Source organism: Mesorhizobium sp. CNPSo 4671, from assembly GCF_057784245.1.
The window spans coordinates 114231-129629 of sequence record NZ_JBWLUW010000013.1 but is presented as its reverse complement, the minus strand read 5'-3'; the positions used below and the strand labels follow the sequence as shown (position 1 = coordinate 129629).

Genomic DNA, 15399 nt, shown 5'->3' with positions numbered 1-15399 from the left:
GCCACGCTCCGCGCTCTTCGAAAAATTCTTCTTGCACCAACGGGGGCGTCCACACATATCCATGACGACGATGTCGCCGGGCTTCAGAACTGTGACGAGCTGCTGCTCGACATAGGCGCGGAAACATTGGCCGTTGATCGGGCCGTCGAAGACGCAAGGTGCCGCGAGCCGATCCCAGCGCAGCGCGCCGAGGAAGGTCAGCGTGCGCCAGTGGCCATGTGGAGCCAGGCCGCGCAGCCGCTTGCCTTTCGGCCCCCAGCCTCGCAGCGGAGCCATGTTGGTCTTGATCCAGGTCTCATCGATGAAGACCAGGCACCGCGGATCGAGACCGGTCTGCCAGGATCGCCATCGCTGGCGCCTGCGGGCAATATCAGCGCGCGCCTGCTCAAGGGCGAACAGCGTTTTTTTTGAAGCTCAGGCCCTCGCGGCGCAAGAACAGCCACACTGCGTTGTGCGAGACTTTAACCCCGCGCGCGGCCAACTCATCCTTCAGACCGTGCAGCGTCAAATGAGGTGTCTCACGCATACGCGCCTCGATGAAGGCACGGTGCGGCTCCAGTACTCTCTTGCGATGTCCACCCATCTTGCCCGGCGCCACCGCGCCGGTCGTCCCATGGCGCTGCAACAGCTTCACCGCGGCCGAAATCGAAATGCCAAACCGCTTGGCGGCCGATCGGCGGCTTTCACCACCCAAAACCGCCGCTACAACCCGCTCGCGAAGATCATTGGAAAGAGGTCGGGTCATCAGATGCTGGCCTCCATTCCCAGCCAGCATCTTGAATCACAAAACCGACAAATCGGGAATCCCCTTCGATTCCATCAAGCCGTGAACCGCTCTAGTCCGAGATTCAGATTGATAAAAAGAGTCTACCAGAAATGTTAGATGATATCATGATCAGTAATATAAACACAATATAATTGTAATATATAATGACTTGATTTTAACAATAATTGGGTGTTGATTAAATTTAACTGTGACCGTGTCATTGCGCTTACGAAAAATCAATCGAGACAGAGCTATGCAGGAGGGTCAGTGTCTACTGTAGTGGCTGAAGGAAGCGTGGTGCGCGCCGCCCATTTTCGCGGCCGCCAACAAATCGCATTCATTGGTACTGGCAGCATGGGGCGACTGATGATTGCCAAGCTCCTGCAAGGCATCTATCAGGTGGACGTCTTCGGCTTCGATCCTGCGGCGAAATACGTGCCGGAAAAGGGAGCCCGGTGGCATCACGCACCGCGCCACACGGCTCGCAGTCTGCTCATGCCACGAGACGTGGTTGACGACATGGCTGGCGAGCAACGCGCTTTGGCTGGAATGCCAGCGGGCGGCGTTTTGATCCACACATCCACGACAAATTACCACAATACGATCAAGATCGCCCGTCCGGCGGCAGCAATTGGCGTATATTCGCTAGAACGAGGCGGTGTTGCAACCCAAGAGAGCCGTCTCCTTTCATGGAGTAGACATCGGTCGGGGCAAAGCAGTCAAATTACTGGCGGACCTGCCCTCTTATCCAGCCGTTGCGAGCGGCCACGCGCTCTGCCGAAGCGTGCGCGAGGGTATTGCAGCGCAGCAGGCTCCCTGATCTACGACCTGATCACTTGGACCTCGGCGCCTCCGCTTGGGCAGTACCATAACGAACAGTTTGTAGGTCTAGCCGCGGCTGCTGCGCCGCCGACGGCTATACCGCATCTCACCTGCCGCCGTACGGAGAAACTGTCATGAACACCACCGATCAGCAGACGAAACTGGAGCAAGCTTCGCGAAAGCGTCTCAAGGATTTGCACGCCCTTGACAGCGACGCCCATCGCTTGGCCCACTACTATCGCGGATGGGCCGGTTCATACGAGTTGGATGTCGGGCGCGGCGGGTATTGCGGGCCGATGATCGTGGCGGAACTCGCGGGTGCCGTGCAAACAGCCTATTTGGACAGGCAGCGAGCAACCATAGCAACCCTGGATGCTGGCTGCGGAACGGGCCTCGTCGGCGTGGAACTGGAACGGCTCGGGTTCCGATTGATCGACGGGATCGACCTCTCCGAGGAGATGGCCGAACAGGCCAGGCAAACCCGCGTCTACCGCCATGTGAGAGGCGCGGTCGATCTTAACGGTCCGCTCTCTGACTACTCCAGCGCGAGCTATGACCTCACGGTCTGCTGTGGCGTCTTTACGCTCGGGCATGTCCGACCGACCGCGCTGGGCGAACTGGCTCGCGTCACGCGGCCAAATGGGTTCATTGTTGCAAGCACCCGCAAAAGCTACGTGGAGACCACATGCTTCGAAGACGAGGCGCGGCGTCTCCAGGATGCGGGCTTACTTGTAACGGCGCAGTGTCTAAACGACGCCAAATACATCAAGGAAGACGTCGCACACTATTGGGTTTTCCAGGTCACCCACAAAGCCAACGCCCCAACGGAGACGCGACTATAACTACGCCACCGCAAATGTCGCTGGTGAAACTGTCAGCCGATGCCACGCGGGCTAACCGATTTTGCATTATTGACCAACAACACGACGTCCCATAGAGCGCCGTCCGGCCACCGTTGTGACTTCGTGTAAGTAGGTAAACCGTTAACGCACGGCGGAAAAAGCAATTGCACTTACGCGGCACGCATTCCCGCCCGAGACAAGATCGGGCGGCTCGAAAACGCCCGTCAGAACTGGCATCAGACAACTTGCGGTCACTCTCAATCAGCAGATCGTGTACGGTAGTTCGCTGCGTCGGTCGTGGTCGATCGCAATCGTCCTATTGAGCGGCGGAACGGCGCGTTGGATGCAATCCGTACGCTCGCAAATGCGGCATGAAACGCCGATGGGCTCGAAGGCTGAACTGTTCGCAAAATCCAGCCGGTCCGCGTAGACGAAATCGCCCGCATCGGAGATCTCGCATCCGAGCGCGATCGCATAGCGTCGATGAGGAGAACCGAATCCACCGTCTGCCTTGGTGATTTCCGTCGCGATACTGAGATAGCGCACGCCGTCCGGTGTCTCGGCCAACTGGCAATCCATGCGGCCTGGGGTTTCGAATGCCTGATGAGCGTTCCACAACGGGCAAGCTGCACCGTAGCGCGCGAACTGCAACTTCGCGGCGCTGTGGCGCTTGGTGATGTTGCCAGCCCGGTCGATGCGCGCGAAGAAGACCGGCACGCCCTTCATCCGAGGCCTTTGCAAGGTCGAAAGGCGATGCGCCACCTGCTCAAGGCTGGCGCCGAAGCGCATTGCGAGCAGCTGGAGGTCGTGACGGAGGTCTTTTGCGGCGGCCAGGAAGGGACGGTATGGCAACATAAGCGCCCCGGCAAAATAATTCTGCAGGCCGATCCTGCATATCTCTGCCGCTTCGGAGGTCCGGAAGCGCGCTCGCTCGATGATGGCATCGAGTTCCGCCCGGTGCTCCAGGGCCCCGATCTGGAGTGCCATTTGAAAACTGCGCGTCGGCGCAGGTGAGTATGAGTTCAAGTACAGCACGCGCGCCGAAGCGTCGAAGCGCCTGATCACCCGCTCGCCGTTGCCAGCACGTGCAAGGCGAATGTGATGCTGCTGCTCCAGGTGATCTGCCAACGCCGTACCGACATCTCGATCCGGCACGCCCAGGGCTGTCGCCACATGCTCGGCCGCCCGGTCGAGCTCATCGATGTAGTTGTCAACAAAATGAAAGAAGTCCCGCACTTCCTCATAAGGTGTCGGCTCGGCAAAAGCATTGGTTCGGATCAGCTGGTCGTCGAAGCTCGCAAGCTGCTCGCTATTTCTGCGATACGCCTGATGACAAGTGATCAATGCATGAGCGAAAGCCGGTGCGTTTTGGGCAACGAGCTTGAGTTCCTGAAATCCGGCTGAAACACCGCCGAATACGGGGTCGGCAAGTGCCTCGCTCAGTGCCGAGAGCAATCGGTCGGCCTCGCTGCCGCCGATCGAAGCGATATCAACATGGAATTTTTCGGCGAGCGCCAGAAGCACCGCTGCTGACACCGGGCGCTGGTTGTTTTCAATCTGGTTCAGATAGCTGGTCGAGATCCCCAGCCGCTCGGCGAAAACCGCCTGGGTGGCCTTGCTGGCTCCCCGCAGTTCGCGCACGCGGCGTCCAATGAAGAGCTTACCGTTAGCCATTTGCAAATTCGCATATTGCTGTTTGCGATTTCATACAGTTCGCAATCGCACACGGTCAAGCCTTTCCCGAGCATTGCCGGCGAACTAATGCGGAGCGTTATTCCAGTGGAGGCGCTCATGCGATTGTCCAGCCAAGCTAACCCAAGTTCGAGGCAAAGCCGGCTCCCCGCGACGCCGTTGCCGATGGCTTTGAACTTTGAAGCAAAGGCTGGCCGCTGATGCGAGCCGTTCTCGAACAACTCGAGATCCGTCGTGCGCAGGCTCGTATGGGCGGAGGGCAGAAGCGTGTCGACGCCCAGCATGCCAAAGGCAAGCTGACGGCCCGAGAGCGCCTCGTGGTGCTTCTCGATGAAGGCTCCTTCGAAGAATACGATATGTATGTCACGCATCGTGCGACGGACTTCGGCATGGCTGAACAGAAGGTCGCGGGGGACGGAGTGGTCACAGGCTGGGGTACGATCAACGGCAGGCTGGTCTACGTCTTCTCACAGGACTTCACCGTGCTCGGCGGATCGCTGTCAGAGACACACGCCCAGAAGATCTGCAAGATCATGGACATGGCGGTGCGCAACGGGGCGCCGGTCATTGGCCTCAACGATTCCGGCGGCGCACGCATCCAGGAGGGTGTCGCCTCGCTTGCCGGCTACGCCGACGTCTTCAAGCGCAATGTCGATGCTTCCGGCGTCATTCCGCAGATTTCTGTGATCATGGGCCCGTGCGCCGGTGGCGCGGTCTATTCTCCAGCCATGACCGACTTCATCTTCATGGTTCGAGATTCCTCGTACATGTTCGTGACCGGTCCCGACGTGGTCAAGACGGTCACAAACGAGATCGTGACCGCGGAGGAACTGGGCGGTGCGGCAACGCACACGCAAAAATCCTCTGTTGCGGACGGGGCTTTCGAAAACGATATCGAGGCTTTGGAAGAGGTCCGGCGCCTGTTTGATTTCCTGCCGCTGAACAATCGGGAAAAGCCGCCCGTGCGCCCATTTTATGACGATCCCGAGCGGATCGAGTTGCGCCTCGACACGCTGGCGCCGGAGAGCGCCAACAAGCCCTACGACATGAAGGAACTGATCCTCGCGATCGCCGATGAAGGCGACTTCTTCGAGCTTCAGGCCGCCTTCGCCCGCAACATCATCACCGGATTGGTTCGCATCGAGGGCAGGACCGTCGGCGTTGTGGCCAACCAGCCCATGGTGCTGGCTGGATGCCTCGACATCGATTCCGCCCGCAAGGCGGCGCGTTTCGTTCGCTTCTGCGACGCCTTCGACATCCCGATCCTGACGCTCGTCGACGTGCCCGGTTTCCTGCCGGGCACCGCCCAGGAATATGGCGGCGTCATCAAGCACGGCGCCAAGCTGTTGTTTGCCTATTCCCAGGCGACCGTGCCGATGGTCACGTTGATCACCCGCAAGGCTTATGGCGGCGCCTACGACGTGATGGCTTCCAAACATATCGGCGCCGACATCAACTACGCCTGGCCAACCGCCGAAATCGCGGTGATGGGCGCAAAGGGCGCGGCCGAAATCCTCTATCGGTCCGAACTTGGCGATCCCGAGAGGCTGGCGGCTCGCACCAAAGAATACGAGCAGCGCTTCGCCAACCCATTTATTGCCGCCGAGCGGGGCTTCATCGACGAGGTGATCATGCCGCATTCCTCACGCAGGCGGATCGCGCGTGCCTTTGCCGCTCTGCGGGGAAAAAGCATCGAAACGCGTTGGAAGAAGCACGATACGATCCCGCTTTGAGTGCGCAAAAAATGTTCAAGAAGATCCTGATTGCCAATCGTGGCGAGATCGCGTGCCGGGTGATCAAGACGGCACAGAGGTTGGGCATAGCCACCGTCGCCGTCTACTCCGACGCTGACCGCGACGCCTTGCACGTCCGGCAAGCGGATGAAGCGGTGCATATCGGCCCCGCTGCCTCGGCCCAGTCCTATCTTCGCATTGCCAACATTCTCGATGCCGTCACCGCCACTGGCGCTGATGCGGTCCATCCGGGCTATGGGTTCCTGTCCGAGAACTCGAATTTTGCCGAGGCGCTCAAGGCCATTGGAGTGGCCTTCATCGGCCCCTCGCCCGTCGCCATCGAGGCGATGGGCGACAAGATCACCTCGAAGAAGATCGCGGCATCTGCCGGTGTCTCCACCGTGCCCGGCCATATGGGCCTGATCGAGGACGCAGAGGAAGCGGTGCGTATCGCCGGCGAGATTGGCTTTCCTGTCATGATCAAGGCATCCGCTGGCGGCGGCGGCAAGGGCATGCGCATTGCCTGGAACGACGTCAAGGCGCGCGAAGGATTTCAGTCCTCACGAAACGAAGCCAAGAACGCCTTTGGCGACGACCGCATCTTCATCGAGAAATTCATCACCGAACCACGTCATATCGAAATCCAGGTGCTCGGCGATCAGTACGGCAACATCGTCTACCTCGGCGAGCGGGAATGCTCGATCCAGCGCCGCAATCAGAAGATCATCGAGGAGGCCCCCTCCCCGTTCCTTGACGAAGCAACCCGGAAGGCGATGGGCAGGCAGGCCATCGCTCTTGCCAGGGCGGTCGGCTACCACTCGGCAGGTACGGTTGAATTCATCGTCGACCGCGACCGCAACTTCTACTTCCTCGAGATGAACACGCGGCTTCAGGTCGAGCATCCGGTCACCGAACTGGTAACCGGCATCGATCTGGTGGAGGAAATGATCCGCATCGCCGCCGGCCAAAAGCTGCGCTTTGCCCAAGAAGATGTGAAGCTGAACGGCTGGGCGATCGAAAGCCGACTCTACGCCGAAGACCCGTATCGCAATTTCCTGCCCTCGATCGGTCGTCTGACACGCTACCGGCCGCCCGCTGAGGGTGCACGTGCAGATGGTTCACTGATCCGCAACGATACTGGGGTGATCGAAGGCTCGGACATCTCGATGCACTATGATCCTATGATAGCGAAGCTCTGCACCTGGGCGCCCGATCGGCTGGGCGCAATCAACGCCATGGCTGCTGCACTGGATGATTTCGAAGTGGAAGGCATTGGCAACAACCTGCCGTTTCTCGCCGCTGTCATGGACCATCCTCGGTTTCGCGAGGGGCGGCTAAGCACGGCCTTCATCGCCGAGGAGTTTCCGGACGGATTCGCAGGTGTATCCCCAACCGATGCGGATGAGCGCAAGCTCGCGGCCGTTGCGGCGCACATCAACTGGAAGCTCCAGCACCGCAATGTCCAAATATCCGGAGCGATGGACAATCATCGTCGCAAAGTCCCCATTGACTGGATCGTGACGCTTGGCAGCCATGCCTTCGCAATCGCGGTGAGCGATGAGGAAGTCGCAACCGCGGTGTCATTCGATGACGGCCCGGTTCTGAGCGTGGTAAGCGACTGGCTGCCGGGACGGCATATAGCGCACTTCCAGATTGGCACCGAGACTACATCGATCAAAACATCGCGGTCAGGAACCGGCCACCGACTGCGCTGGCGCGGAATGGATGTTGTCGCCCATGTGCGCAGCCCGGCTATCGCCGAGCTCGCGCGATTGATGCCGAAGAAGCAGCCGCTGGACACCTCCAAGCTGCTGCTTTGCCCGATGCCCGGGGTGGTCACCTCGATTGCCGTGTCCGAAGGAGAGTCGGTTGAGACTGGCCAGATTCTTGCAACGGTGGAAGCGATGAAAATGGAGAACGTCCTGCGCGCCGAACGGCGCGCGGTCGTCAAACGGATCGCCGCCAAGGCTGGCGCAAGCCTCGCGGTCGACGAACCCATTCTGGAGTTCGAATGATGGTGGACGCCAAACTCGCCGACTGGCGCACTCTTGCCGAACGGGAGCTGAAGGCCTCCCCAGACGCCCTGGTCTGGCGCACGCCCGAAGGCATCGACGTCAAGCCGCTCTACACGGCAGATGATCTGGATGGGACCGTCCATCTCGCCACCCTGCCCGGCCTGAAGCCATTCGTGCGCGGACCACGAGCGACGATGTACGCCGGCAGGCCGTGGACGATCCGCCAATATGCCGGCTTCTCGACCGCGGAGGAATCGAACGCCTTCTACCGCAAGGCACTCGCCGCCGGCCAGCAGGGCGTGTCGGTTGCCTTCGATCTCGCCACGCATCGCGGCTATGACAGCGACCATCCGCGCGTCGTCGGCGATGTCGGCAAGGCCGGTGTCGCTATCGATTCCGTCGAGGACATGAAGATCCTGTTCGACGGCATCCCGCTGAAGGACGTTTCCGTCTCCATGACCATGAACGGTGCGGTCATCCCGATCCTTGCCTGCTTCATCGTTGCCGGCGAGGAGCAGGGTTGCCCGACCGCCCAGCTCTCCGGGACCATACAGAACGACATCCTCAAGGAGTTCATGGTCCGCAACACCTACATCTACCCGCCCGAACCCTCGATGCGGATCGTCGCCGACATCATCGAGTACACGGCAAAGGAGATGCCGAAGTTCAACTCGATCTCCATCTCCGGCTATCACATGCAGGAGGCCGGTGCGACGCTGGTGCAGGAACTCGCCTTCACGCTGGCCGATGGACGCGAATATGTCCGCGCGGCGTTGAAGAAGGGCCTCGACGTCGACGACTTTGCCGGGCGGCTGTCGTTTTTCTTTGCGATTGGAATGAATTTCTTCATGGAGGCCGCCAAGTTGCGGGCAGCGCGACTTCTGTGGTCGCGTATCATGGAAGAGTTCGAACCGAAGAAGCCTGCATCGCTGATGCTGCGCACGCATTGCCAGACATCGGGCGTCTCGCTGCAGGAGCAGGACCCCTACAACAACATCGTGCGCACGGCCTATGAGGCGCTCGCCGCGGTGCTTGGCGGCACGCAGTCACTCCACACCAACTCCTTCGATGAGGCGATCGCCCTGCCGACGGAGTTTTCGGCGCGCATCGCGCGAAACACCCAGCTCATCCTCCAGCACGAGACCGGTGTGACCAAGGTCGTCGACCCGCTGGCCGGCTCCTATTATGTCGAAAGCCTGACCAAGGAAATCGCCGACGCGGCGTGGGCGCTGATCGAGGAGGTCGAGGCAAGAGGCGGCATGACCAAGGCCGTCATTGAGGGGCTGCCAAAACGCCTGATCGAGACGGCGGCGACCCGCCGCCAGGCCGCGATCGACCTCGGTGACGAAGTGATCGTCGGGGTCAACAAGTACCGGCTGGAAAATGAGGCCCCGATCGAAAGTCTTGAGATCGACAATGCGGCGGTCCGGGAGGCGCAGATCCGTCGTCTCGAACAGACAAAGCGTCAGCGCGACCCCAAGCGCGTCGACGCAGCCCTTGCCGTGCTTGGCAAGACCGCGGCCAGCGGCAAGGGCAACATTCTTCAAGCAGCAGTTGAAGCGGTGCGCGCTCGCGCGACGGTGGGGGAGATTTCCGATGCTCTGCGCCGCGCCTTCGGCGATCACGTGGCCGTTCCCGAGGTGACTTCGGAGGTTTACGGCGCCGCCTTCCAGAATGAGCCGGAATACCAGACCCTGACGTCCCGCATCAGGGACGTTTCCGTGTCGCTTGGCGGCCGGCCGAAGCTGATGGTGGCCAAGCTCGGCCAGGATGGCCATGACCGTGGCGCCAAAGTGATCGCATCGGCGTTCGGCGATCTCGGCTTCGACGTGGTCGCGGGTCCACTCTTCCAAACCCCGCAAGAGGCAGCAAGCATGGCGGTTGCGTCTGCAGTTCATGTCATCGGAGCGTCTTCGCTCGCGGCCGGACACAAGACTCTGTTGCCGCAGCTCGTCGCGGCGTTGAAAGCAAAGGGTGCCGAAAACATCATCGTTGTGTGCGGTGGCGTCGTGCCGCGTCAGGATTATCAGTTCCTGATGGACCATGGGGTGGCCGCTGTATTCGGCCCTGGAACCCACATCTTGGATGCCGCGCGCGCGGTCGTCGATCTCATTGAAGGTAGGCGTCGCAATCAATGAAGACGCTTGTGGTCAAGCCTTCGGCAAGCCATTGAGATGACCCTCTGCAGGTATAGCAGCGGTGTAGTCGCAAGGGTTGTCGAATTTGCCTCAGGGACCAGGCTCTCAGTCTGGCTGCCGAACACGGGCCAGTGCAGGCTGGTCCTTTGATTCCACAATCAAGTAATCTTGAGAGTCGAACAAATCGCTCCAATACACTGCGCCCTGCCGCGTCGATGCGTGGAACAGCTGCATGCTTGCCAGCGCGGTCGCGGCGCATCTGGGCTGACGGGCGACCTCCCTTTCCACGAAAGCGAATTCATCGCAAGCAACGGAAGAACGCGCGTTTCGTGCGCCTGTCGTATTTCTCGCGCGCGGCAGGCAGAATGTTATGCCGGGCACGGCAAAGACGGCGCAGATCGTCACGCTCTCAAGAAGACGTTACTTCCAGAGGGAACCTTCATCAGGGTCCGGCAATCGGGAGCTTCGGCCGGGTGAATGGACGACGGCATGACGCGCTCAGGAAATACATCGCACGATCCGGGCCACGCACCGGCACGCATCGCGTCCCAAAAATGGCGGGCCGGTCCTGGTATCGAGGCGCCATCGCGAGATTTTCGAGGTGGCGGTGGCTTTGGTATCTATTGTCCGCAGGGCGAAGTGCGTAGCAGATGAGTGCGCCTCTGCCCGCAAGGCGTCGTAAGAAGAAAAAGCGCAATGGAGCGTATTTCGCGATGACCACCGTCCTGTCCTTCAGCGTGATTTTTCGGAACGCCCCCACTTACCGCTCGTCCCGCGCCTCAGACTGCGTGTCGGTATGTCCAGAGCTGTGCCGGCGGGATGTTGCGGACGACGAAATCATAGTGAGGTGCGCCAGGCCAAGGTGGCGTGTTCCAGCCGGTGCGAGTCCGGCCCGGGTAAGGGGTTGCGCCCGCCCGGTAGCGAGTGTTGCGGCGTGGGAGGTGACGACCACGGCGAAGCGTACACAGCAATCATGCGGGGTGTGGGAGTGAGCCACGATAATGATAATATTGCAGGGGCCGAGACGTTCTCACTTGTCGAAGGCAACATGTGCGGAGCCGATAAGCGAGGCACCGTCGCCCTGCCGGGGTCTAGGGCCACATCAAGCATGAAAGGAACACGTCCGAACCTGGGGAGATCTCTTGCCCGGCCGGGCGGCTCCAACCGCACCGGTCCGCATCGGGAAGGCGAGGAGCCGTAGCCGATGATGAACGGACAAGAGAAGTCTGACTGCGCCATAGTAGCTGTGAAGTCGCCGAACAAAGCCGGATCTCCGGTGAGTCCAGAACTATCTGTCGTGGCTTCGGAGAGGCCCATCATGAAACGATCACTGACCAATGTGGCGGGTCGCCACCGGGGTCTCGAAAAATTACCTGTCGCTGTCCGAAATTAACTCACGACGACGCAGCCGTTGCGCACGTGCCCACGTTGAGATGATGACGCCATCTATCAGTGTTGATTATACGATTGAAAACGACGGTCATTTTTAAATTGGAATTAAGTGATTGATTCCGCTTACTATCACCCACCAAAAATCCAAAAAAGGTAGAGCTTGTAAACACGGTGAAATGCAAAATATTTTCCGACATTCCACCATTTTCCATATTGCCCTTTATGCGACTTTTAAAGCACAAAAGGCGAACGTCGATGGTGAGCTGATATCTATGTTATATCCACGGCTCTGTTTCGTGCTGTGACCCCGATCCTACGAGCGAGCGGCGCGATGGCCGAAGCTGTTCTTATCGGATCTTGGCCGACGCATTAAATCAACGTTTAGCTCCGGGTTTACCGTGCACTTGAGCCAAACCCAATTTTCATATGAGGTCCAGCTGCTGCTCCGTGGCGACGCCCGCCGCCGGGATGGCATACAGCGCAGAAAGACCGACCGGCCGACCGGCTTAGCTCGGATGCCGGACGCCACCGCCTCGAATTCGAGGTCCGCCAGTGCAGTCCGGGCGTCGCGACCGATGGCACCAGTTGGCAGCCCGATAGTCGGCAACCAGTCGCTCGCTTGGTTAACGGCAGCAGAATAATTCTCGGCGTTCGACGGGTGTCCATTGAACGCGGTAGACCCTTCAGTAAAGCGTCCATAAGCCAGGATCGACGGCACGAGCCCAGAAAATCAGGCCCAGCACGTGATTGTTCGTGGCGGCAAAGAATTGAAGGGCGGCCTCGATACGACCGCCGTTCGCTTTTAAGGGATCATAACCGGGCAGGAAAAGAGCCCTCCTCTTGCCTAAGTAAACGCTAATGTATTCGGTAGATCCGGCAATGGATACCAGCCTAGGCGAGATCTTCCAGAAAAAATACGCCGGCAAACCGGTTCTCCTGTGGCGCCGATGCTTGTATGGTTTGGGTTGCGGGAGGGACTATGAGCTATTGGAACACAAAGCCGGCGGCAGCCGGCAGTATCCGTCTTTATGTCCGCGGCGAAGGCTGGCGTTCGCATGACGATGTGAAGAACGACAAGGGCGAGGTTGTGGAGCGCGGTAGCGCTCGCGCTGTAGAGGACTTGTTGACCTCCGCCCTAAACGCATCAAACCTTCTGCTGCTCACCGGCGCGGGATCGTCTTTTTGCGCAAAGAACGCAGGCCAAGGCACGAAACAGGCCCCCAGTATGCTAAAGCTTTGGGATTCGGTGGTCGCGGCTGCGACGCAAGAAACGATCAATAAGATTGCCGCTCTTATGCCGAATTCCAAGACGGTTATCGACGCGAAGAATATCGAGAAGTTTCTGACCCATTGTAAAATCTATCTGGAGCTCTTTGGACCTGAAAAAACGAAAGACGTCGCTGAATTCATCGATCTTGCTGAAAAAACGATCGCCCGAAGCGTGGACTTCGTCGACGAAACCACGGACTTAAGCGCCCATCAGGCGATCATCCGAAAGATCGCCAGGCGAGGCGCACGCAAGCCGCGCACCCGGCTATTCACAACCAATTACGATCTCGCCTTCGAATATGCCGCTCGAGCGCTCCGCTTTACGATGATCGACGGCTTTTCTCATTCACTGCCGCAGATCTATGATCGCGGTCATTTCGCGCACGACATCGTCAGGCGCGATGGAGGCAGGGATGGTCCTGATTACATCGAAAACGTCTTTCATCTCCACAAGCTGCACGGTTCCGTAGACTGGCGCCGCAAAGGGGCAGAGCTTATCCGTTCCAGGGCCGAAAAAGACGGGCCGGCGGCCCTGATCTACCCGCGCGACAGCAAATACCAGGAGGCGTTCGAAACGCCCTACCTTGACATGATGGCCGCCCTGCAGGGCGCTTTGCGGGAGCCCGACACCGCCGTCATCATCTCTGGTTTCGGCTTCAATGACGATCACATAACCAAGCCGATACTCGCCGCAATCGAAGCAAATATGAGCTTACGCGTCATCATCTGCGACCTCGCTTACATCACCGACGCTGAACTCGAAACAAATGCCCACATTCTCTCCCCCGATACCCCGACCCGCGCCGGGGCGAGCGCGTTTTTTGGAACATTCAAACGGCTCATTGATATCGGCGACCAGAGACTTTCCCTCCTAAGCGGGCGCTTTGACGATCTTGCGCAGGCGCTCCCCGATCTCGTCGCTCAGACCGAGCGGGAACGGCATGTGGAACGCCTCAAGATTCTGAATGAGCTGCCCTCGGGATCGTGACCATGCAAAGCCTTGTCGATCCCGACCGCTATGTCGGAACCATTACCGTTGTCAGTGCCTCGATCGCACAGGCAAACCTGCCGCAGGCAACAGCCCGTCCCGAGCGTCGTTCGCTCGCACGGGGCGCGGTCGGCGACTTCGTTTTCATCGACTGCGAAAGCGTCAAGCTTCTAGGGCGCATCATCGAGGTTAAGCTCCCCGACAACGAGCGGCTGAGTGTGGAACCCGCGATGGGCCGCCCGCCAGAACCTCATCCGGTTGGCCGAATTCAGCTGCTCGCATCCGTCGACCAGAAAAACCAAAAGCTTGTCCGCGGTTTGCGGGCGCACCCGCGCATCGGCGACGCGGTTTATCTCGCGCAGCCGGAACTTTTCGGTGACCTCGCCGCGAACTCGCTTTCCGGGAGTGATCAACTGTCGATCGATCTTGGCCTCTTAAGCGCGGGCGACGGCATCCATCTGAAATTGCCGCCCGAGAAACTGTTCGGACGGCATTGCGGTGTGTTCGGCGCCACGGGCGGCGGCAAGAGCTGGACTATTGCCGCCATCCTCAATCAGATCAAGGCGAACGGTGGAAAGTGCATTCTTTTCGATCCGACTGGTGAATTCGCAAATCTTCCATCGGTTACGAAGCACTATGCTTTCAACGACGAGGAAGGGGCCGAGCAGGTTCATTTTCCCTACACACAGACAACGGAAGAGGATTTGTTCGCCCTCTTTCGCCCGTCTGGACAATCACAAGGACCAAAACTAAGGGAGGCGATGCGAAGCCTGAAGCTGATACGCGCCTGCCAAGGCCAAGCCCCGGCAGGCGTGGTTTTCACGTTACGCGGAACTGTTGAGAAGACCAATCGGCCCCGTGCTCCATTTTTCAACGCGCTGGACGCGCACAGGGACGCGATAAACTCGCCGCTCTGCAATTTTCGGATCGAAAGTCTTGCCGAGCAGGTGACGGCGGAATGCGTCTGGTCGACGGGGAACAACACCGACAATTGGGGCGGCCCCGACAGTTCGGTTGCGCATTGCGAGACGCTTGTCGCCCGCATCAGAACGCTGGTCACCACGCACCAGCTCTTTTGCCTCTTTGGCACGGCGGGCCAGTCGCTGGTGCAGGTTCTGACAGATTTTTTCGCCAATGACGCGGATGACATCATCCGCATTTCCTTTCGTTCGGTGCATTTCGAGCACAACACCCGCGAAATCCTTCTGAACGTCATCGGCCGCTATCTTCTTGGCGAAGCGAGGAAGGGATCGTTCCGGGCGCGACCCGTCATCGTTGCGCTCGACGAAGCGCACCAGTTCCTCGGGCGCACCGTCGGCGACGAGTATGCGAGTGTGCGGCTTGAGTCTTTTGGCATTATCGCCAAGGAGGGCCGCAAATACGGGCTGACATCCATCATGGCGACGCAGCGCCCAAGGGACATCCCGCACGATGTTTTGAGCCAGCTCGGAACGCTGATCGTGCACCGCTTGACGAACGATGAAGATCGGCAGGCGGTCGAACGGTCCTGCGGCGATCTCGACAAGAACGCCGCCATGTTTATCCCGACGCTCGCCCCCGGCGAAGCCATCATTGTCGGACCTGACCTGCCGGCGCCCATGCCGATCCAGATTCACGAGCCTCTTATTCCGCCGGATTCAAAAGGACCCGATTACAATAAGTTCTGGAGAGAGCGGAAGGCGAAACCCACCGATCCCGCGAGTGAGGACGAGCTTTTGGTATGAACGCTCACGGGAAGCTTG

General features: G+C 59.4%; 9 protein-coding genes and 1 pseudogene. 7 read left to right on the top strand and 3 right to left on the bottom strand.

Annotated elements, in window-relative coordinates:
* Window positions 1-48 precede the first annotated feature (48 nt).
* Window positions 49-745 (bottom strand): annotated as a pseudogene (locus AC04SF_RS29960) (IS630 family transposase); the annotation flags it as partial.
* 288 nt (window positions 746-1033) lie between these two features.
* Between AC04SF_RS29960 and AC04SF_RS29955 the strand changes: the two are divergent.
* Together AC04SF_RS29955 and AC04SF_RS29950 are read left to right on the top strand one after the other, a co-directional pair.
* Window positions 1034-1726 carry an NAD(P)-binding domain-containing protein gene (locus AC04SF_RS29955; RefSeq protein ID WP_488480714.1) on the top strand — a complete coding sequence of 231 codons (693 nt, stop codon included), beginning with the start codon at window positions 1034-1036 and terminating at the stop codon, window positions 1724-1726.
* Window positions 1723-2430, top strand: coding sequence for a class I SAM-dependent DNA methyltransferase (locus AC04SF_RS29950; RefSeq protein WP_488480713.1), 708 nt, complete (start codon window positions 1723-1725; stop codon window positions 2428-2430). Before AC04SF_RS29955 ends, AC04SF_RS29950 begins: the two co-directional genes overlap by 4 nt.
* Before the next feature lie 261 nt (window positions 2431-2691).
* Here AC04SF_RS29950 and AC04SF_RS29945 read toward each other — a convergent pair whose 3' ends face one another.
* Window positions 2692-4104: a helix-turn-helix domain-containing protein gene (locus tag AC04SF_RS29945; RefSeq protein ID WP_488480712.1), complete on the bottom strand. Its 1413-nt coding sequence runs from the start codon at window positions 4102-4104 to the stop codon at window positions 2692-2694.
* A gap of 218 nt (window positions 4105-4322) precedes the next feature.
* Here AC04SF_RS29945 and AC04SF_RS29940 point away from each other — a divergent pair, with 218 nt between their 5' ends.
* Genes AC04SF_RS29940 through scpA form a run of 3 tightly spaced genes read left to right on the top strand, consistent with a single transcriptional unit; the run spans window position 4323 to window position 10008 of the window.
* Complete coding sequence (locus AC04SF_RS29940; protein WP_488480711.1) at window positions 4323-5855, top strand: acyl-CoA carboxylase subunit beta; 1533 nt, start codon at window positions 4323-4325, stop codon at window positions 5853-5855.
* An 11-nt stretch (window positions 5856-5866) separates the two neighbouring features.
* On the top strand, window positions 5867-7870 hold the full coding sequence (locus tag AC04SF_RS29935) for an acetyl-CoA carboxylase biotin carboxylase subunit (protein WP_488480710.1): 2004 nt from the start codon (window positions 5867-5869) through the stop codon (window positions 7868-7870).
* Window positions 7870-10008, top strand: coding sequence for a methylmalonyl-CoA mutase (gene scpA, locus AC04SF_RS29930; protein ID WP_488480745.1), 2139 nt, complete (start codon window positions 7870-7872; stop codon window positions 10006-10008). Before AC04SF_RS29935 ends, scpA begins: the two co-directional genes overlap by 1 nt.
* 2075 nt (window positions 10009-12083) lie before the next feature.
* Here the strand turns inward: scpA and AC04SF_RS29925 are convergent.
* Window positions 12084-12326 (bottom strand): hypothetical protein, encoded by a 243-nt coding sequence (locus tag AC04SF_RS29925; RefSeq protein WP_488480709.1) that lies wholly within the window; start codon window positions 12324-12326, stop codon window positions 12084-12086.
* Window positions 12327-12379: 53 nt separating this feature from the next.
* Between AC04SF_RS29925 and AC04SF_RS29920 the strand changes: the two genes are divergently transcribed.
* Together AC04SF_RS29920 and AC04SF_RS29915 are read left to right on the top strand one after the other, a co-directional pair.
* Window positions 12380-13657, top strand: a complete 1278-nt coding sequence (locus AC04SF_RS29920) for an SIR2 family protein (protein ID WP_488480708.1) — start codon at window positions 12380-12382, stop codon at window positions 13655-13657.
* 2 nt (window positions 13658-13659) lie between these two features.
* Window positions 13660-15381, top strand: coding sequence for an ATP-binding protein (locus tag AC04SF_RS29915; RefSeq protein WP_488480707.1), 1722 nt, complete (start codon window positions 13660-13662; stop codon window positions 15379-15381).
* The last annotated feature ends 18 nt before the right edge of the window (window positions 15382-15399 follow it).

Coding starts and splice junctions, on each gene's coding strand:
- AC04SF_RS29950 (WP_488480713.1), top strand. CDS start 1,723: ATGAACACCACCGATCAGCAGACGAAACTGGAGCAAGCTTCGCGAAAG.
- AC04SF_RS29945 (WP_488480712.1), bottom strand. CDS start 4,104: ATGGCTAACGGTAAGCTCTTCATTGGACGCCGCGTGCGCGAACTGCGG.
- AC04SF_RS29940 (WP_488480711.1), top strand. CDS start 4,323: ATGCGAGCCGTTCTCGAACAACTCGAGATCCGTCGTGCGCAGGCTCGT.
- AC04SF_RS29935 (WP_488480710.1), top strand. CDS start 5,867: ATGTTCAAGAAGATCCTGATTGCCAATCGTGGCGAGATCGCGTGCCGG.
- scpA (WP_488480745.1), top strand. CDS start 7,870: ATGGTGGACGCCAAACTCGCCGACTGGCGCACTCTTGCCGAACGGGAG.
- AC04SF_RS29920 (WP_488480708.1), top strand. CDS start 12,380: ATGAGCTATTGGAACACAAAGCCGGCGGCAGCCGGCAGTATCCGTCTT.
- AC04SF_RS29915 (WP_488480707.1), top strand. CDS start 13,660: ATGCAAAGCCTTGTCGATCCCGACCGCTATGTCGGAACCATTACCGTT.